Annotated in this window: 16 protein-coding genes and 1 tRNA gene; 14 read left to right on the top strand and 3 right to left on the bottom strand. The window is 63.3% G+C overall.

What is annotated here, in order from left to right:
• Genes KF719_RS01170 through KF719_RS01160 form a run of 3 tightly spaced genes read left to right on the top strand, consistent with a single transcriptional unit; the run spans nt 1 to nt 3,576 of the window.
• The gene (locus KF719_RS01170; RefSeq protein WP_293506387.1) at nt 1–1,380 is read left to right on the top strand and encodes a polysaccharide biosynthesis C-terminal domain-containing protein; all 1,380 of its coding nucleotides are present in this window, start codon (nt 1–3) and stop codon (nt 1,378–1,380) included.
• 20 nt (nt 1,381–1,400) lie between these two features.
• Nucleotides 1,401–2,684, top strand: a complete 1,284-nt coding sequence (locus KF719_RS01165) for a GNAT family N-acetyltransferase (protein WP_293506385.1) — start codon at nt 1,401–1,403, stop codon at nt 2,682–2,684.
• Nucleotides 2,668–3,576 carry a cupin-like domain-containing protein gene (locus KF719_RS01160; protein ID WP_293506383.1) on the top strand — a complete coding sequence of 303 codons (909 nt, stop codon included), beginning with the start codon at nt 2,668–2,670 and terminating at the stop codon, nt 3,574–3,576. Before KF719_RS01165 ends, KF719_RS01160 begins: the two co-directional genes overlap by 17 nt.
• Before the next feature lie 3 nt (nt 3,577–3,579).
• Here the strand turns inward: KF719_RS01160 and KF719_RS01155 are convergent, their stop codons facing one another.
• A complete protein-coding gene (locus KF719_RS01155) occupies nt 3,580–5,796 on the bottom strand; it encodes a polysaccharide biosynthesis tyrosine autokinase (protein WP_293506381.1) in 2,217 nt (738 codons plus the stop codon).
• A 290-nt stretch (nt 5,797–6,086) separates the two neighbouring features.
• On the opposite strand from KF719_RS01155, the gene KF719_RS01150 reads away from it, so the two are divergent.
• From KF719_RS01150 to KF719_RS01140, 3 genes are read left to right on the top strand one after another with little or no spacing between them, the layout of a single operon-like run.
• On the top strand, nt 6,087–6,608 hold the full coding sequence (locus KF719_RS01150; protein WP_293506379.1) for a polysaccharide biosynthesis/export family protein: 522 nt from the start codon (nt 6,087–6,089) through the stop codon (nt 6,606–6,608).
• Between the two features lie 53 nt (nt 6,609–6,661).
• On the top strand, nt 6,662–7,798 hold the full coding sequence (locus KF719_RS01145; RefSeq protein WP_293506377.1) for a glycosyltransferase family 4 protein: 1,137 nt from the start codon (nt 6,662–6,664) through the stop codon (nt 7,796–7,798).
• Entirely contained in the window at nt 7,795–9,087 is a 1,293-nt protein-coding gene (locus KF719_RS01140; RefSeq protein ID WP_293506375.1) for an O-antigen ligase family protein, read from the top strand. Before KF719_RS01145 ends, KF719_RS01140 begins: the two co-directional genes overlap by 4 nt.
• A 40-nt stretch (nt 9,088–9,127) precedes the next feature.
• Here KF719_RS01140 and KF719_RS01135 read toward each other — a convergent pair.
• Nucleotides 9,128–9,201: transfer RNA gene (locus tag KF719_RS01135), tRNA-Cys, on the bottom strand.
• Between the two features lie 211 nt (nt 9,202–9,412).
• Between KF719_RS01135 and KF719_RS01130 the strand changes: the two genes are divergently transcribed.
• The 5 genes from KF719_RS01130 (at nt 9,413) to KF719_RS01110 (ending at nt 15,851) form a co-directional block, all read left to right on the top strand.
• Nucleotides 9,413–10,075 carry a protein-L-isoaspartate O-methyltransferase gene (locus KF719_RS01130; protein WP_293506373.1) on the top strand — a complete coding sequence of 221 codons (663 nt, stop codon included), beginning with the start codon at nt 9,413–9,415 and terminating at the stop codon, nt 10,073–10,075.
• Between the two features lie 158 nt (nt 10,076–10,233).
• Nucleotides 10,234–11,634: a TolC family outer membrane protein gene (locus KF719_RS01125; RefSeq protein WP_293506371.1), complete on the top strand. Its 1,401-nt coding sequence runs from the start codon at nt 10,234–10,236 to the stop codon at nt 11,632–11,634.
• Nucleotides 11,635–11,753: 119 nt separating this feature from the next.
• Nucleotides 11,754–12,440, top strand: a complete 687-nt coding sequence (locus KF719_RS01120) for a DUF2497 domain-containing protein (RefSeq protein ID WP_293506369.1) — start codon at nt 11,754–11,756, stop codon at nt 12,438–12,440.
• Nucleotides 12,441–12,557: 117 nt separating this feature from the next.
• The gene (locus KF719_RS01115; protein ID WP_293506367.1) at nt 12,558–15,275 is read left to right on the top strand and encodes a valine--tRNA ligase; all 2,718 of its coding nucleotides are present in this window, start codon (nt 12,558–12,560) and stop codon (nt 15,273–15,275) included.
• 123 nt (nt 15,276–15,398) lie between these two features.
• On the top strand, nt 15,399–15,851 hold the full coding sequence (locus tag KF719_RS01110) for a hypothetical protein (RefSeq protein WP_293506365.1): 453 nt from the start codon (nt 15,399–15,401) through the stop codon (nt 15,849–15,851).
• Nucleotides 15,852–15,924: 73 nt separating this feature from the next.
• Here KF719_RS01110 and KF719_RS01105 read toward each other — a convergent pair whose 3' ends face one another.
• Nucleotides 15,925–16,278 (bottom strand): DUF2852 domain-containing protein, encoded by a 354-nt coding sequence (locus tag KF719_RS01105; RefSeq protein WP_293506363.1) that lies wholly within the window; start codon nt 16,276–16,278, stop codon nt 15,925–15,927.
• Between the two features lie 776 nt (nt 16,279–17,054).
• Here KF719_RS01105 and KF719_RS01100 point away from each other — a divergent pair.
• From KF719_RS01100 to KF719_RS01090, 3 genes are all read left to right on the top strand, one after another.
• Entirely contained in the window at nt 17,055–17,708 is a 654-nt protein-coding gene (locus tag KF719_RS01100) for a DUF433 domain-containing protein (protein ID WP_012112383.1), read from the top strand.
• Nucleotides 17,705–18,121 (top strand): DUF5615 family PIN-like protein, encoded by a 417-nt coding sequence (locus KF719_RS01095; protein ID WP_012112382.1) that lies wholly within the window; start codon nt 17,705–17,707, stop codon nt 18,119–18,121. The genes KF719_RS01100 and KF719_RS01095 overlap by 4 nt, the downstream gene beginning before the upstream one ends.
• 348 nt (nt 18,122–18,469) lie before the next feature.
• Entirely contained in the window at nt 18,470–18,817 is a 348-nt protein-coding gene (locus tag KF719_RS01090) for a DUF6634 family protein (protein WP_012112381.1), read from the top strand.
• The last annotated feature ends 25 nt before the right edge of the window (nt 18,818–18,842 follow it).

Here is an 18,842-nt window from a genome sequence, read left to right as displayed (position 1 = left end):
ATGGACGTTAATGCACTCCCGCAACCGCTGCGGCGGATCGGCGAGGCTGTTGCCGCGAGGCTCGACGACGGGCATCTGGCCGGCGTCGTGCGCGGGGCCGCGTTCGTGATGGGAATTCGGATTGCCGGCGCCGCCATTGCGCTGCTCAGCCAGGTCCTGTTGGCGCGCTGGATGGGCGCCTACGAATACGGAATTTTCGCCTATGTCTGGGTCTGGGTGATCGTGCTCGGGATTGTCGTGCCGATGGGTTTCGGCACGTCCATCCTCCGCTTCGTTCCCGAATACCGCGCCAAGGCGAAGTGGCGCCGCATGGCCGGCATGCTGACGGCCTCTTTCTATATTGTCCTGGCGCTCGGCATTGCGACGGCGTTTGTCGGCGTCGCTATTCTCTGGGCGGCGCGCGGGCACATCGAAAGCTATTACATCCTGCCACTGGCCGTGGCGCTGCTCTGCGTGCCGGCCTTCGCGTTGACGGACTGGCAGGAGGGCGCGGCGCGGGCTTTCGGCTGGGTCAACCTCGCCTATATCCCGTCCTATATCGTGCGGCCGCTCGCCATCGTCGCGTTCGCCGGCGCCATTCTTCTGTTCTCGGGCACGCCGACCGGGTTGCAGGTAATGTTTGCGGCGCTTGCCGCCACGGTGCTGACGCTGGTCGGCCAGCGCGTCTTGCTGATGCGCCGCGTTGCGCGAACGGTGCCGCCGGCAAAGCCAGTCTTTCACGTCCGGCACTGGGTTGTCGTATCGGCGCCGCTGGTTCTGGTCGAAGGCCTGTTTCTTGTCCTGATTAACACCGACATCGTGCTGCTCGGCTATTTTGTCGACCCGGACGAAATCGGCGTCTACTTCGCCGTAACGCGCATTGCCAATCTGATGGCGTTCATCTGCTTTGCATTGTCGGCGCTCGCGGTGCCGAAATTCGCCGAGCTCCATGCTGCCGGCAAACGCGACGAGTTGCAGAACTTCATGCATGGCGTCATCCAGTGGATTTTCTGGCCGACGCTCGCGGCGGGATTGTTCCTGCTGGCAATCGGCGAGTTCGCACTCGGTCTTTTCGGCGAAGGCTTTGCCGTCGGCTATCCGGTGTTGTGGTTGCTGATGCTGGGTTTCCTCGCACGCGCCGCCACTGGCCCGATCGAATATCTGCTCAACATGACCGGCAATCAGAATGCGACCGCCATCGCCTACAGCTGCGCCGCGGTGCTGAACGTCGCGCTCAATCTTGTGCTGGTGCCGCGCTTCGGTCTCGAAGGCGCCGCCGCGTCGACCGCCATTTCGATCATTTTCGCCACGGCCTGGCTTGCCGTCATTGTCCGCCGGCGCCTCGGCATCACCGCCTTTGTCTTTGCCGGCTTCCGGCATCGCCTGTTCGCAACCGCCTGAAAACGGCGCAAGGAATTCGTATGACCGATATTCGCCGATATCCGCTTTTGCCCGGCTTTGGTGCGCGCGACGAGCGCGCAGCGCTTCTCTCCGTCGAAACGCTGAGCCATGCGGCGCGCTATGCCTATGACAGGCCGCCATCCGCCGACATCGTCGTGCTGGAAAGTGCCGATGCGATGACACCCTATCTCGATTGCATCGACGAACTTACGCGCGCTTCCACTGACACCAATCCGCAATTTGAAAGCGTGACGCTGGCGGCCTCGATGGAGCATTTGCAGGGCGGGGCGGCCGCACGCGTCGCGCTGGTCTGGAGTGCGCCGGACAGTGGTGGGAAACGCCAATTGCTCGGCGTTTTTCCCTACAAGAGCGTTCGGGGACATTTCGGGATACCGGCGCCGGTCTGGTCGCTCTGGGAGCACATTCACAGCTACACCATCACGCCGCTGGTCCGCGCCGGGCATGAGCGCCATGCGATCCGGCGGTTCCTCGATTTCGCCGATCAATCGGGTGCGGCGCTCGTTCGCTTTCCGGTGTTCGAGGCGCTCGGTGCATTCGATGCGGCGCTCGACGAAGTTTTGCATGGACGTGCATGGCGCGAGACCGACAGGCACGAACGCGCCTTTCTGCAATCCGATCTCGACGAGGACGCCTATCTGGCGACCCATATCCGCAAAAAGAAGCGGAAAGAGTTTTCGCGGCTGTGGAACCGGCTGGCCGAACAGGGCGATCTGAAATTCGTCGTGCATGAAGGCGGCGAGGGCACGGCCGCCTGGGTGCAGCGGTTCCTGACGCTCGAAGCGGCCGGCTGGAAGGGCAAGCGGGGCACGGCGCTGAAAGTCCGTCCGCATGAGCGCGCCTGGTTCGAAGCGATTTGCGCGGGTGCCGCGGCGCAGGACAAGCTTGTCCGCACCGAACTGACGCTCGACGGCAAACCGGTGGCGATGCTGGCAAGCTTCCGCGCCGGCGCCGGCCTCTACACGTTCAAGATCGCCTTCGACGAGGCCTATGCGAAGTATTCGCCGGGCACGCTGCTGATGCTGAAGGGCATCGGCGCATTCCTGCGCGATGGCCGGACCGAATGGGTCGATTCCTGCGCCATCCCCGGCCATCCGATGATCGACCACATCTGGGCGCAGCGCCGCACGATGCGCAGCGTCACGGTCGCGACGCGGCATCGCGCCGGCCCACTTTTCCTTTCGTGGAGTGTCGCCGCGACGCGTCTCGCCGAGAACGCGCGGGCAAGGTTGCGTGTTCTCTATTACAGATTTCGCAAGGAGATCGAGAATGACCAGGCTGATTGAAATCGAACCGGGTTCCGTTTCCTCGTCGTTGCCGGAGGCGTCGTTTCGCGTCAGCCATCGTCTGGCCGACCATCCGCTGTTCCAGCTCGACCGTCTGGCGCGTCTCGCCGCGTCGCTGCCCGCCGACCGGATCGAATTCAACGGTCCCGTCGAGCCGAACCAGGACCCGAACCTGACGCCGTCGAACGGCATGACGCCGGAAGAGACCGTGCGCCGCATCGAACAGGCGAAATCGTGGATGGTCCTCAAGAACGTCGAAGCCGATCCCGAATACAAGGCGCTGCTTGACGCCTGTCTCGATCAGGCGGCCGAACAGACCGGCGGCTTGATGGGTGCCGCGCTCGATCGGCAGGCGTTCATCTTCGTGACGTCGCCGGGCAATGTGACGCCGTTCCATTCGGACCCGGAGCAGAATTTCCTGTTGCAGATCCGGGGCGCCAAATGCATGTCGCTTTTCGATCACCGCGATCGCGAGATCGTCAGCGCCGAGGATTCCGAACTCTTTCCCGGCAAGCACCGCAATCTGCCATACAGCGACGCATTCGAGGCCAAGGCGACGCATCAGCATATCGAACCCGGCGAAGGCATCTTCGTGCCGATCTTCGACCCGCATTGGGTGAAGAATGGCGACGCGGTCTCGATTTCGTTTTCGATCACCTGGCAGACGGAGGAAACGCGGCGGCTGGTGCAGCTTTCCTACGTCAATGCGGTGTTACGCCGGTTCGGCTGGCCGCAAAAGGCGGCCGGTGCCAACGAGACATGGGACTGGGTGAAGATTGCCGCCTACAGGGCGCTGCGTCCGGTCTACGATGCGGTCAAGAAGCTGGTCGGCGACCGGCGCAAGGCGCTTGCGATCTTTCTCGGGCGCAAGGCAACCGAAGCCGCCGTCTGAAGCTCATCGCATCGCGAAACGGCGGCGCGGCGCGCGTACCGGATATTCCTCGATCACCGTGTCGGTGTAGCGGCGATAGCGCCGGACATCGACACGCGTGAGCAGGATGCCGACGCGGCGGCTGCTGGCCGCTGACAGCATTTTCAGAACGCGCGCCACCACATGACGGCCGGTCGAGGACCAGCGCACGACGAGGACGGTGACGTCGGCGAGCCGGGTCAGGACCTGCGCGTCGGCGGCGGCCATGGCGGCGGGCGAGTCGATGATGACGTAGTCATAGGTCTGTTGAAGCGCCGACAGCACCCAGAGCATTTGCGGCGAGGCGAGCGCTGCCGTCGGATTGGCGAGCGGGGCGCCGGCCTGCAGCACATGCGCCGGGCTTCCGGGCTCCTTGCGGAGAACATGCTGGAAGGCGGCACGGCCGGTCAGCAGTTCCGACAATCCGGGCTGCGGCGCGGCGCCGAGCGCGGTGTGAAGCGCGGGCGCGCGCATATCGGCATCGACGACGATCGTGCTGTGTCCGCCGAGTGCGAAGACGCGGGCAAGGCTGGCGGCCGTCGAGGTCTTGCCCTCGCCGGCGACCGATGACGTCACGAGCACGGTGCGGGCGCGGCGCTCGCCGATGCGCGCCATCAGCACATTTCCCTGCAAGGCGCGGATTGCCTCGGCGTAGAGGCCGTGTGGATCGCGCAGGACGTCCGCGGCCGGCAGGTGGGTGCCGGCGCGCCGTTCAAGTTCCGGTGTCAGTCCGAGGAAGGGCATGCCTGTAGCGCGCTCGATCTGTTCGCCGATCCGGAATCCGCGCGCGAAAACTTCGATCAGAAACACGACGAGGAAGGCGAGGGTCAGTCCGGCGGCGGCGCCAAGCGTCAGGGCGGCGCCGGCGCGCGGCGATGTTGGCGTAGTAGGCTGTTGCGCACGGGAGACGATGCGCGCGTTCGCGGCCTGTGCGTCGGCCTCGGCGCGGGCCTTGGCTTCCTCGTAGCGGCGCAGGAACGACTCAAGCAGCCCGCGATTTGTTTCGGCGTCGCGCTGCAGCGCCCGGAGCTTCACCTCGTCCTGGTTGAGCTGCGCAGTGCGGCGCTGGGCGCGGTCGAGATTGCCGCGCAGCGCGGTAACGCGCGCATTGGCAACCCGCGCTTCATTCTCGAGCGCGTCGATGACCTTGTAGACTTCCTTCTCGATCTGCGTTTCGAGATCTTCGAGGTTTGCGAGCGATTCCATCATGCGCGGATGCGTCGGCAACAGCGTCTCGGCCATTTGTGCAATCTGCGCGCGCAGCGCCACTTCCTGCTGGCGAAGGTTCTGGATCAATGGCGATTGCAGCACTTCGGCGGCCGAGTTGACCGCGTTTCCGTTGGCGATCAGGTTTCTGGCGTTGGAGAGTTTTGCCTGCGCAGCGGCGCGGTCGGCTTCGGCGACCGAAAGCTGGCTGTTCAGTTCGGTCAGCTGCTGTTGCGGCACCGTGGAGCCATTGGTCAGGAAGAGGCCCGACTCGGTTCGATAGGTTTCGACGGCTGCTTCCGATTCCTGAACCTTGACCCGCAACTCGTCGATCTGCTGGGCGAGCCAGCGTGTCGCCTCGTTGTTGACGCCGGTCCGTTGCTCGATCTGCTGGGCGATGTATAGCTCGGCCAGCCGGTTGGGGATCGCGGCGGCCATGCGCGGATCGACCGAGGTGAATACCAGTGCGATGACGCGCGAGCCCGATTTCTGGAAGACTTTGAGGCGGCCGAGCACCTGATCGACGATTTCGTCGATGTCGGTGACGGGGTCGCGGTCGCGCAGGCCGAAGGCAATGGCGAGACGCCCGAAGAAATCGGGGCTGCGCAGCGCCGGGTTGAATTCCGGATTTGCGGCAAGCCCCATATCCTCGATCAGCCGCGCGGCCAGCAGGCGCGAGGTCATCACCTGAATTTCGCTCTGCACCGTTTCGCTGTCGGGCAGCGGGCCCTGCAGGTCGGTGTCGAATGTCGAGATTTCGCCGGCGCGTGGCGAGAGCATGATACGTGTTTCGACGGTGTAGATCGGTGTCGCGGTCGCGAGCCAGAGGAGCACCAGCGTCATGAAGCCGGCAAACACCAGAACGACGATTTCCTTGCGCGCCCATATGCCGCGCAGGATGTCCCACGGCGAAATATCGCCGATCGCGCCGTCGCCGGGCGCGGCGCGGCGCCTGTCGCCGAAGGTCACAGCCTGATTCATCTGGGTATCGGTCATCAATTCCGCCCGCCGGTATGTGCAAGACCGCGCCTGCCGGTGGCGCGCGGAGCCTCGCAAATACCCCGTCCAATGCAGCCTGCAGTAGACGGCTTTTGGGTAACGGAAGGCTTAACGGGAAACCATGGAAACGCCGGGATGCCTGAGTTAGCCGCAGCTTTTCAACACTCTGCCCGCCTCGATGATTCCAAAAAATTAACCGATCCGGCGCTACCGTCCGGATGGACAAGTCGGCATGGAAAGTGGCGCGGATGAAGGCTGGGTTTACAGGCATTTTGGTGGCCGTTTGCATGAGCCTCGCGGCTTGTGCGCAATACGGCGTCCTCGAGCAGCGCGAAATTGCCGGCGAGAACGACGTCTATTTGCTCGACACCGGCGACAAGCTCAGGATCACCGTCTTCGGGCAGGCCGATCTCAGCGGCGATTTCGCGGTCGACGGTGCGGGTTCGGTTTCGATGCCGCTCTTGCCGCCGATCGTGGCGCGCGGCCTGACGACCGACGAATTCGAGGCGTCCGTTGCGGCCGAGCTTGGCCGCCGCCTGCTTCGCAACCCCAATGTCAGTGTTCAGGTGATGGAGTTCCGGCCGTTCTTCATCCTCGGCGAGGTCCAGCGCGCCGGCCAATACCCTTATGTCAGCGGCATGACGGTTCAGAGCGCGGTCGCGATTGCCGGTGGTTACACCTATCGCGCCAATGAAGATCGGGTCCGCATCACGCGCAATATGGGCGACCGGATTGTAGAGCTCGGCGTCAACAGCAAATCCGTCGTCATGCCGGGCGATACGATCCTGGTGCGGGAACGGTATTTCTGATGCCCCCGTCCGCGCATGGCCGCGCAGCTTCTCCGGCAAGGGTTCTGCATGTCATGAGGTCGCCGGTGGGCGGTCTTTTTCGTCATGTGCAGGATCTTGTGGCCGGCCAGCAGGCGGCGGGCATCGCGGCAGGGGTCGTCTGCGGCGAGGCGCCGGGCACCAGCGCTTGCGCCGCGCAGCTTGCGGCGCTCGAAGCGCAATGCGGACTTGGCCTTCATATCGTGCCGATGCGGCGGCTGCCCGGTTTCGGCGACATTTCCAACATGCGCGAAATCGGTGCGCTGATCGACCGCCTCCGGCCGGATGTGGTTCACGGTCACGGCGCCAAGGGTGGATTGCTGGCGCGTCTGGCCTCGGCGCATCACGAGGCGATCCGTGTCTACACGCCGCATGGCGGCACGCTTCACTACAGCGGCATGACGCCGCACGGCCTGGCGTTTCTTGCCGCCGAAAGGCTGATGCGCGGCTGGACCGACGGATTCATTTTCGAGTCGGAGTTCAGCCGGTCGGCGTTCATCGCCAAGATCGGCCAACCGCGTGCGCCCACGGCAGTCATTCACAACGGTCTCGCCCGGAATGAGTTTTTGCCCGTCGGTCATGCCGATGCAGCGGCCGATTTTCTGTTCATTGGCGAGCTGCGCATGCTGAAGGGTGTCTCGACGCTCATCGAAGCGCTGCGGCAGTTGAACCGGCCGGTGCGTTTGCGGATTGTCGGCGACGGCGCGGACCGTGCGCATTTCGAGGCGCTCGCGCGTTCGCTGCCGTCGAACGCCCATGTCGAGTTTCTCGGTGCGATGCCCGCGCGCGCGGCGTTCCGTCTGGCGCGCATTGTCGTCATGCCGTCATGGCACGAGTCGTTGCCCTATGTGGCGCTCGAAGCCGCCGCGGCCGGCATTCCGCTCATTGCGACGCGGGTTGGCGGGCTGCCGGAGATTTTTGGCGGCGAGGCGCATCGTCTGGTCGCGCCGGGCGATGCCGCCGTCTTGTCGCAGGCGCTTGGCGCTGCGCTTGCAGAACCGGGCGAGATCGCGGCTTCGGCCATACGGCTGCAGGCGCGCGTGGCGCAGATGTTTTCGGTGACGGAAATGGTGGCGTCGGTCAACAGCTTCTATGCCCGCATTCTCGATGGCCGGAAGTCGCGCCGCGCTTCGGTGCCGGCCGTACCGGTTCTCGAAGGCGCCGGACGATGAGCGTCGAGGGCTGGCAGATCGACACCGCCCCGCGACGCACCGGCGCGTCCGGCCTTCGCTCAATGCCCGGTCTCGGCGAGTGTCTCGTCGTGCTGGTTTTGCTGACAAGTTTCTATGTTCGCTCCGAGCAGGGCGCCGACGATCCGACGCCCTACGACCTGTTGATGGTGCTGACCGTCGGCACGCTGTTTCTGTTCGGTCTCAAGTTTCCGCGCGGTCTCGGATGGCCGGCGGCGCTTTGGGGTCTCGTCGTCATCGGCTACGGCATCGGCGCGATGGACGCGCTTTATCTCGAGAAAGTTCGTCCCGCGCTGATCGTGACGATCTATCTGGTTGGCTCCTTTCTCTTCTTTGCGTCTTTCGTCTATGCCGATGCGGCGCGGCGTCTCGGCTTGATGTTCTGGGCCTACACCGTGGCGGCCTGCTTCGTCGCAGCGCTTGGCGTCGGCGGCTACTTCCATCTTTTTCCGGGTTCGGAATCGTTTCTGGTTTTCGGCCGCGCGACCGGAACGTTCAACGATCCCAACGTGTTCGCGCCCTTTCTCGTCGCGCCGATCCTTTTTCTGGCGATGAAGCTCAGTACGGCGCAGCGCCTTCGTTCGCTCTGGATGCTGGCCCCGCTCGGCCTTCTGGTCATGGCGATGCTGCTCAGCTTTTCGCGCGGCGGCTGGGGCAACCTGTTCCTGTCGGCCGTCGTGTTCCTCGTCCTGACGCTGGCGACCTCGCGCTCGTCGCAACAGACTTTCCGGTTGATCGGCTTTGCGGCGCTGATGGGCTTTGCGCTGACGATCCTGATCGGCGTGGCGCTTTCAAACCCGCGCGTGTCGGAACTGTTCACCGAGCGTGCTTCCCTGACCCAGGATTATGACGTCGATCCCGAGCGCGGGCGTTTCGAGAGCCAGGCGCGGGCGTTTTCGATGGTGCTGCAAAATCCGTGGGGCATCGGGCAGGCGCAATGGGCGATCATCAACGATCTCGACACCCACAACGTCTATCTGCATGTGCTGGTGGCGGGCGGCTTCCTGTCCGGTCTGGCCTTTCTCGGCTTCATCGGGGTGACGCTGGTCAGGGGCGCGCGGGCCGCGTCGGTGCCCGGACCGCAACAAGGCATGCTGATCGTCGCCTATGCGGCGCTCGTCGGCCATTTCGCCGAGGGCGTCATTATCGACATCGACAGCTGGCGCCATCTCTATCTGCTGCTGGGCATGCTTTGGGGCGCGATGCTGGCGGTCGAGGCCCGAAAGCCCGGCAGCATGGCGGCCGAGCCCGCGCCGACGGTCTGGCGCTAGGCCGGGCCGGAACGTCATATTCCACAAATGCGAGGGTCCCTGGAGGCCACGCCCGGAATCGAACCGGGGTATACGGATTTGCAGTCCGCTGCGTCACCACTCCGCCACGTGGCCATTTCCGAGGGCGGGCGGGGTATAGCAATTCCCCGGCCCGGGTACAACGACCATTAGACCAATGGGATTGCCGGCGTCTTAATGGCGGCTTTGTCTTTCTTTCAGGTCGATTTCGATGGCGGGGTGAATTGAGTTTGCCGGGCAGGACCAGTATAAACGCGGCGGGCGCCCGCCGCTTTGCCCGTTCTCAATTCATGGCCAGGACTTCCCGATGACCGACTTCGCCGCCGCCCGCCACAACATGGTCGAGAGCCAGGTACGGGTCAACGCGGTCACGGACAGCCGCGTGATCGACGCCATGTCGTCGGTGCCGCGCGAGCGCTTCGTGCCGATGTCCCGTCAGAGCCTTGCCTATATGGACGAGGACGTTCCGGTCGGCGAGGGCGGTGCGCCGCGGTTTCTGATGGAGCCTCGGGTCTTTGCCAAGCTTGCGCAGCTTGCCGCGGTCGGGCCCGACGATCTGGTGCTCGATGTCGGTTGCGGCACGGGCTATTCGACGGCCGTGTTGTCGCGTCTCGCCGGAACGGTCGTTGCGCTTGAGAGCGACGGCGATCTCGCGGCGCGCGCTGGCGCCACGCTTTCCGATCTCGGTGTCGACAACGCGGTGGTTGTCGCCGGTCCGCTGAACGAAGGCTATGCCAAGCAGGCGCCCTATGATGCGATCTTTCTCAACGGTTCGGTCGGCGTCATCCCCGAGGCTTTCAAGTCGCAGTTGAAGGATGGCGGACGGCTCGTCGCGGTGGTCGGAGACGGAATTTCGGGCCGGGCGCGTCTCTTCGTCCGTTCCGGCGACTCGTTGAGCAGCCGCGATGCCTTCGATGCCAACATCAAGCCCTTGCCCGGTTTTCAGGCCGAAGAGAGCTTTGTTTTCTGAAATTGATGGCAGATTGCATCTATTCCTGATTTTCCGGGCATTGTCGTGTCCTACTGGGAATAGTAATTGAGGCTCACTACATCTAGCCTGCTTGAGACGAGGTTCATTCGCGGATGCGTTGAGGGACGGAGCCGCCTCTTTCGCGGAGAAGTAAGAAGATGAAACGATCCCTGGAAACGTCCCTGAAACGAATAATGGCGCTGGCGCTCGGCACCACGGCGCTGACGGGTGTGCTCGCGATGTCATCGTCGGCATCCGCCGACACGCTGATCGACGCGCTCACCGCCGCCTATCAGACCAACCCGGTCCTGCAGGCGCAGCGCGCCCAGTTGCGCGCCATCGACGAACAGGTGCCGCAGGCACTATCCGGCTGGCGGCCGACGGTGCAGGCGCAAGGCACCTATGGTGCGGTCAACACCGACACGACGCCGGTCGGCGGCGTTACGCTTGGCGACAACCGCCGCCCCTACACAGGTTCGGTCACGCTCAACCAGAACGTCTTCGCCGGCGGCCGCACGGTCAGCGCGACCGACCAGGCCGAATATTCGGTGCAGGCCGGCCGCCAGGGTCTTGCCAGCGTCGAACAGCAGACACTGCTCGGTGCGGTGCAGGCCTATATGAACGTGATCCGCGACGAGAGCGTCGTGCGGCTCAACGAGAACAACGTCGCGGTGCTTCGCCGTCAGCTTGAGGCGACGCAGGACCGGTTCCGCGTCGGCGAGTTGACGCGCACCGACGTCGCGCAGTCGGAAGCGCGGCTGAGCCTCGCCCGCTCGAACCTCACAAGCGCCGAGGCGCAGTTGACCGCGAGCCGATCCTTCTATGCGCGTGTGGTCGGCCAGGCGCCGGGCACGCTCGAAAAGCCCGTGCCGCTGGCGGGGCTGCCGGCCGGCGAAGACGAGGCGCGGGAACTGGCGGCGCGGAACAACCCGGCGCTGCTGGCCGCGCGTCACACCGAATCGGCGAGCCGGGAGGCAATTTCGGTCGCCAAGGGCGCGCTGCTGCCGAGATTCGACGTGCAGGCGGGCTACCAATATGCGCGCGACCCGTCCTCGACCATTCGCGACGCCGAGGAAAGCTCGATCCTCGGCATATTGACGATCCCGCTCTACCAGAGCGGCGTCGAATATTCCCGCGTCCGCGAGGCCAAGGAGATCAACAATCGCAGCCGCCTCGAAGTGGCGGCGGCCATGCGCGATGTGGATGAGGCGGTTCGCATCGCCTGGGAGCAGTTGCGGACCTCGCAGGCCCGCATCGTCTCGACCGGCGAACAGGTCAATGCCAGCGAGATCGCGCTTGAGGGCGTCCGGCAGGAATCCGAGGTCGGCGCGCGGACCACGCTCGACGTGCTCGATGCCGAGCAGGAACTTCTCAACGCCCGTGTGGCGCTTGTCGGCGCCGAGCGGGACCTGGCGGTCTCGGAGTACAATCTCCTTGCCGCCACCGGCCAGCTTACGGCGCGCCAGTTGCAGCTTCCGGTCGAGTATTACGACCCGGAAGTGAATTATGGCGAAGTCCGCAACAAGTGGATCGGCTTCGGCACCGCGGGCGACGAGTAGTTTCATCCGGTTAGCGAAGTCTTTAGGGGAAGTTGGCAATATCGTTCAACTTCTCCTAAGGTTCTTTTGATATCCGTAGGAGGCCGGAAGGGCGGAATCCGGAAGGGCAGGATCAAGGCATGAGCAATCAGGGCACGGCGCAGGAACCGACGATGGAGGAGATTCTGGCCTCCATCCGCCGGATCATTTCGGAGGATAGCGGGCCCGAGGAATCGGCCGCGCCCGCCGCCGCGCCCGAGCCCGAGGAAGTCCCGGAGCCTGAGCCCGAGCCCGTGCAGGAGGAGCCCGCGACCCTCTCCGCCGAGGACGAGGCCGACATTCTCGAACTGACCGAACCTCTGCCCGAAGAGCCTCTGATGGCCGAACCGGCCCCGGAACCGGAGCCTGCCTATGTGCCGGAGCCGGCCGAGGAGATGATCGAGGACGATATCGAATTTGCGCCCGAACCGGACCCCGTGCCGGAACCGGCGCCCGCACCCGAGCCGGTCGTGGCCGCCGCGCCGCAGCCGGAGCCTCCCGCGCCTGCGCCCGCCGCTCCGGTGCAAGCGGAACCCGTTATTGAGGAGCCTGCCATGAGTGCCCAGAGCCAACCGATCGTATCGGGCGATGCCGAAAAGGCCGCCTCGGCCGCTTTCGGTGCGCTGGCCAGTTCGCTGGCGAGCGGCGGCGAAGGCCGGACGCTGGAAGAGATCGTGTCCGACATGCTGCGGCCGATGCTGAAGGAATGGCTGGACGGCAACCTGCCGCCGCTGGTCGAGCGTCTGGTCGCCGAGGAAATCGAGCGAATCGCCCGCCGCCGCGGCTAAGCCCGGCTTTTCCGGTCGAAATCTGCCCCGATGCTTGATCGGTCCGGGGTGCCTGTGCTGTAACACGGGCCCCGGCGCGGCTTGATTTGCGCCGGCGTTTCACGGATACCGATCCCCATGCTCGACAAGACATTCAGCCCGCAAGAGGCCGAGGAACGGCTTTACCGCCTCTGGGAAGAGAGCGGCGCCTTCAAGGCCGGGGGACCGGAGGGCGCGAAGCCCTATTGCATCGTCATTCCGCCGCCCAACGTCACGGGCAGCCTGCATATGGGCCATGCGCTCAACAACACGTTGCAGGATGCGCTGATCCGCTTCGAGCGGATGCGCGGCAAGGACGTGCTCTGGCAGCCCGGCCTCGACCATGCCGGCATCGCGACGCAGATGATCGTCGAGCGCCAGCTTGCGGCGGAAGGCAATATCGGCCGCCGCGAGATGGGCCGCGAGGCCTTCATCGAGCGCATCTGGAAATGGAAGGGCGAGTCGGGCGGCACCATTGTCGGCCAGCTTCGCCGCCTCGGCGCTTCCTGCGACTGGAGCCGTGAACGCTTCACGCTGGACGACGGGCTGTCGAAAGCCGTTTTGAAAGTCTTTGTCGAGCTTTACCGGCAGGGGCTCATCTATCGCGACAAGCGGCTCGTCAACTGGGATCCGAAGCTCCAGACCGCCGTTTCCGATCTCGAAGTCGAAAACATCGAGATCAAGGGCCACTTCTGGCATTTCCGCTATCCGCTCGCCGACGGCGTCACCTATGAGTGGCCGTTGACCGACGAGGAGGGCAATCCGGCGGGCAGCGAGACGCGCAACTACATCGTCGTCGCCACCACGCGCCCCGAAACGATGCTGGGCGACACCGGCGTCGCCGTGAACCCCGAGGACGAGCGCTACAAGCCGCTGATCGGCAAGTTCGTCGACCTGCCGCTGGTCGGCCGCCGCATTCTGATCGTCGCCGATGAGCACGCCGACCCGGCGCAAGGCTCCGGCGCGGTCAAGATCACACCCGCGCATGACTTCAACGATTTCGAGGTCGGCAAGCGGCAGGGGCTCGAACAGATCAACATTCTCAATCCCGACGGTTCGCTGAACGACGAAGTGCCGGAACCTTATCGCGGCCTCGACCGTTTCGAGGCGCGCAAGCATGTCGTCATGGACATCGAGGCGCTCGGGCTGCTCGACCGCATCGAGGACAAGATCGTCATGGTGCCGCATGACGAGAAATCCAAGATGGTCGTCATCGAGCCTTATCTGACCGACCAGTGGTATGTCGATGCCGCGACGCTCGCGAAGCCCGCCATCGAGGCGGTCGAGCGCGGCGCCACCACTTTCGTGCCGAAGAACTGGGAGAAGACCTATTTCGAATGGATGCGCAACATCCAGCCCTGGTGCATCTCGCGCCAGCTCTGGTGGGGCCATCGTATTCCGGCATGGTTCGGGCCGGACGGGCATATTTTTGTTGCCCATAGCGATGAAGAAGCCGCCGCCGAAGCGCAAAAGCATTACGGCAAGCCGGTCGAACTGACGCGCGACGAAGACGTCCTCGACACATGGTTCTCTTCCGCGCTCTGGCCGTTCTCGACGCTGGGCTGGCCCGACGAGACGCCGGAGCTGAAGCGCTACTACAAGACCGATGTGCTCTCCACCGCGCACGACATCATCTTCTTCTGGGTCGCCCGGATGATGATGATGGGCCTGCACTTCATGCAGGAAGCGCCGTTCCACACTGTCTACATCCATGCGCTGGTCCGTGACGAGAAGGGCCAGAAGATGTCGAAGACGAAGGGCAACGTCGTCGATCCCCTCGAACTCATCGACGCTTACGGTGCCGACGCGTTACGCTTCACCATGGCGGCGCTCGCCGCGCAGGGCCGCGACATCAAGATCGCCACGTCGCGCGTCGAGGGTTACCGCAATTTCGGCACCAAGCTCTGGAACGCGGCGCGTTTCTGCGAAATGAACGAATGCGTGCGCGTCGAGGGCTTCGATCCCGCCGCGCTCACCCAGACCGTCAACAAATGGATCGCCGGCGAGGCCGCGCGCGCCGCCGCCGAAATCACCGAGGCGCTCGAAACCTATCGCTTCAACGACGCGGCGGGTGCGGCCTACAGGTTCGTATGGAATGTCTTCTGCGACTGGTATCTCGAATTCGCCAAGCCGCTGCTCATGGGTTCGGACGAAGCCGCGAAATCCGAAACGCGCGCCACCGCCGCCTGGGTGCTCGACCAGATTCTGCTGATGCTGCATCCCTTCATGCCCTTCATCACCGAAGAGCTCTGGCAGCGCACTGCCGAGACGGGGCCGAAGCGCGCGACGATGCTGGTCAAGGCCGCATGGCCGAACCTTTCCGGTCTCGGCGACGCGGCGGCCGATGCCGAAATGGATTGGGTTATCCGCTTCATTTCCGAAGTGCGTTCGGTGCGCGCCGAAATGAACGTGCCGGCGGGCGCGAAACTGGCGCTGCTCATCAAGGACGCCAGCGCTGAAAGCCTGGCGCGTCTCGATCGCCACCGCGATCTGATCCAGCGTCTGGCGCGCCTCGAAAGCACGGCGATCGCAAGCGCGATCCCGGACGGCGCGCTGCAACTTGTGCTCGACGAAGCAACGTTGATCCTGCCGCTCAAGGGCGTCATCGACCTCGCCGCCGAAACGGCGCGGCTGAAAAAGGAAGTCGGCAAGCTTCAGGACGAAGTGAAAAAGATCGACGCCAAACTCGGCAACGCCAAGTTCCTCGCCGGCGCGCCGGACCACGTGGTCGAGGAACAGCGCGAGCGCAAGGCCGAGGCCGAGGCCGCGATGGCGAAATTCGCCGATGCGTTGAAGAGGCTTGAGGGCGCGGCTTAGTTTTTGAGCACAGGTCAAGCGGTAAATATCCGTCCCCGGATAAAAAAGCACTTCTGCCCGGACCATTGCGCCGCCAAAATGCCGATAGCGGGCGGGGTGCCCGTTTCTTATCGGGGGGATTTCATGTCACGTATTATATTGCTGGCAGGCGCTGCACTGGCGCTTGCCGGTTGCTCGACGGTGGTCGATGGCACGTCGCAGACGCTGGGTGTCAACACCAGTCCAGCCGACGCGAGTTGCGTCTTCAATCGCAACGGCCAGCAGATCGCCAAGATCGATCCGACGCCCGGCACTGTGAAAATCGACAAGACCAAGCACGACATCATCGTGGAGTGCACGAAAGAGGGCTATCAGAAGGCGACGTTCATCAACAAGTCGGACGTCAACTCGGCCACTTTCGGTAACATTCTGATTGGCGGCGGTATCGGTTGGGCAATCGATTCCGCAACCGGGTCCGACAACAAGTATCAGGCGACGGTCAGCCTGACGCTCGTCCCCGACGACGCGCCGCCGGCGCCGGTTGTCGAACCTGATCCGAACATCAGACAGGATGTCGGGGCCGCGCTGACGAATTAATCCAGCGTTCCAGCGGCGCAACAAAAAAGGCGGCTCGCGAGAGCCGCCTTTCGTCTTTCGCATGCGCGCCGGTTCAGTTGGCGGTCGCGCTGCCGCGTCGCTCCGACATGAACTGGTCGAATTCGGTCTGGTCCTTGGCGCGGCGCAGGCGTTCCATGAATTCGCCGAAGGCCTTCTGTTCTTCCTCAAGGCGCTTCAGCGCCTCGTCGCGATAGCTGTCGAAGGCGGTGTTGCCGCTCGACCGGTGGCGGCGAAACTGCGCGCCGCAGCCGCGCATACCACTTCGATTCCATCCCTGCATTTTTCCGCTCCAGAGCATGTAGAAGAGGATACCGAGCCCGATCGGCCAGAAGAGGATGAAACCGATCACCATCATCGCGATCCAGGCGCCTTTCGGCAGGTCGTCCAGCATTTCAGCCGTAGGCATTGAGGGGGTCCTCCCGGTGGGGTTCGCATTGAACACAAAGGGTAGGTGGATATTGAGGGGGCCTGCGTCAAGGCGCCGCAGGCCGATTTCCGGCAAAAAGAAAAGGCGGCCCTTTCGAGCCAGCCCCTATGATAAATGTTGAAAGGCTGTGAGGCCGGTTCCCCAGCCCCTTTGGTCCCCGAATTGTCGTAGCCTTCTAACGCCAGCGTCCCCTTTCTGCCCTCTGCAGGGTGCTTATCTGCACACCGCTACGTTTCACAACTGGTTGCGGGATTTCAGAAATCCGATTTGAACCTCCGCTTGCAAGGCGGTTGATTTTGTTGAAGTGGGACAGTGCATGCAAAACAAAACCCCGATAACCGATTGGTTTTGCGGGGTTTTTGTTGTGTGATCTGGTTACGGTGGAGGCAACCGTCTCAACTTGTGGCTCCTCTTAACCTGCCGGCCAGTACTCGACCAGCTTGCCCAAGAGAGCTGTAGCGGATTGTTTCGTGCCGCAGCGTAGTATTTGCAACCCCCGCCACAAAACGACAATTATATAATATATTACATGTTTTTCTTGATAATCAGGATCGTCTTGCTCCCACGTATATACCTGTCCCGGTTAAGGCGGTGATACCCTTGCCGGGGAGACCGGCGGCGTTCGCCCGCATGCTCGCCGACGTGATGTCGGGCCAGCTCGTCATCTCGTCTCACAATGCCCGGATTAGGGATTGAAATTTCGGACTCTCTGATATACATTCCGATGCGTCGGAATATTTAATCAGGAGGTTCCCATGCCCGCAGTCGCGGAAATGCTGAAGGTCAGCGAGGTCGCCGTTGTCTCGCGCGTGAGCCTGCGCGACGTCAATCGTGCTCTCGACGAACACATCCTGCCGGACGCCTTCGTCTCGTTCGACAATGGCCGTTACGTCCTGGCCGGCGCCTGTTCGCTCATCACCTTCTATTTCGCGAGCGCCCGGCGCCTGACCTCGGAAGAGCGCCTGTCGGCCATCAGGACCGCAGAGCCTCGGCTTGCGCGGTCCCGCGCCCTGCCTTGGGCTGCGCTGTTGCGTGAGGATTGGACCGTCCGCGACGATTTCCTGACCATCGACCTGCTGCCCTTCATGAAGGGCGCGAGCGAGCGGCTGGACGATCTCGCCACCGCGCGGGAGATGGTCACGACCTCACCCGACATTCTCGGCGGCACACCCGTCATTCGGGGCACCCGTGTTCCGGTCTATGATGTCGCGGCATCCGTAGCCGCCGGCCATTCGACGGAGCGCATCCTCGCGACCTGGCCCAGCCTAGATACCGAAAAAGTCAGGCTTGCCACAATCTACGCGGAGGCAAACCCGCTGCGCGGTCGCCCACGCGCTCCCGCCGATCTTTGCGAAGGCTCGGTCATTATCACGGATCGCCGCATTCCTCGAGCCAGGAAGGCGGGATGAAGTTTCTGATCGACGAGTGCCTAAGTCCCGAACTGGCGAAGCTGGCATTGAAAAAAGGATATAACGAGACCAGCCACGTTGTCTGGATGAAGCTCGCCGGCCTGAAAGACTGGGAGCTGAAGCCGATCATTCTCGGCGGAGACTGGACGTTCGTCACCAGGAATTCGGTGGATTTCCGGGGTCCGAAAGATAAGCCAGGCACCAAGGGCCAGTATGCCGACGTCGCCATCCATGCCGGGTTGATCTGTCTCAACGGCCCACCCAGCATGAATCTCGACATGCACATCGAGCTGTTCGAGCAGGCGCTGGTCGAACTCAGTGCCGACGATGATCTCATCAACCAGGTTCTTGAAATCTTTCTGGAGGACGGGATTGAGCTTCGGGTGCTGCGCTACGCCTTGCCCAAGGATTGAGCAGCACCGGATCGGATAGAGAATCCGTCATCGTCGCTTAGACCATCAAGGTTTCCCCAGAAAGACGGGACGCCCACTCGTTCATGCTCACGCTGGGGGAGACTTCTCTCCTTGGCCCGCACTTCGTTGCAGTGCGGGCCGGGTTTCCGTGACGGGTTGGTTGCCGGAGAGATGCTCCCGAGCCTCGCGCTCGACAAGAAATTCCCTGCCTCGCCATCTGGGGAAGCGGCGCGATCCTTAGAGTTTCCATCGAAGAAGCTTCTTGACTCGGGATATCGCACATGTTTTTGTTCTTGTTATGTTCTAATGGTGCCCTTAGCCTGCCTCCGATCAACAAGGAGGACGGACATGGTCATCTATGTAGGACGGGAAGGTGTTCTGCGAACGAACCACCTGAATGAGGAACTGGCGCGGCTGAAAGAGCTCTGCGTCGATCTCGAATGGCTGAGAGCCGGCGTCCTGCCGTCATTCGAAGACCTCGAGGACGCTCCCTTCATCGACGATTATTCATTCGTCCAGCGTGGCGTGGTCGCGCTGCAGGGAAAGGTCACGGGTCATCCCCTTCTCGGAGCGACGACAGCCATGACGTCGGACCTCTGTGTGTTCGCCCCCGACCTCGGATGGGCCCGAACTCTCTCCCGCTTCTACAGGCTCGGATCGCCATCTCCGGCAATGGCGAAATGGATACAGGCCTGATGCCGGGCGGGATTTAATCTGCGGT

It is taken from the genome of Parvibaculum sp. (assembly GCF_019635935.1).
GTDB lineage: Bacteria > Pseudomonadota > Alphaproteobacteria > Parvibaculales > Parvibaculaceae > Parvibaculum.
This window is presented reverse-complemented; position numbering and strand designations above follow the sequence as displayed.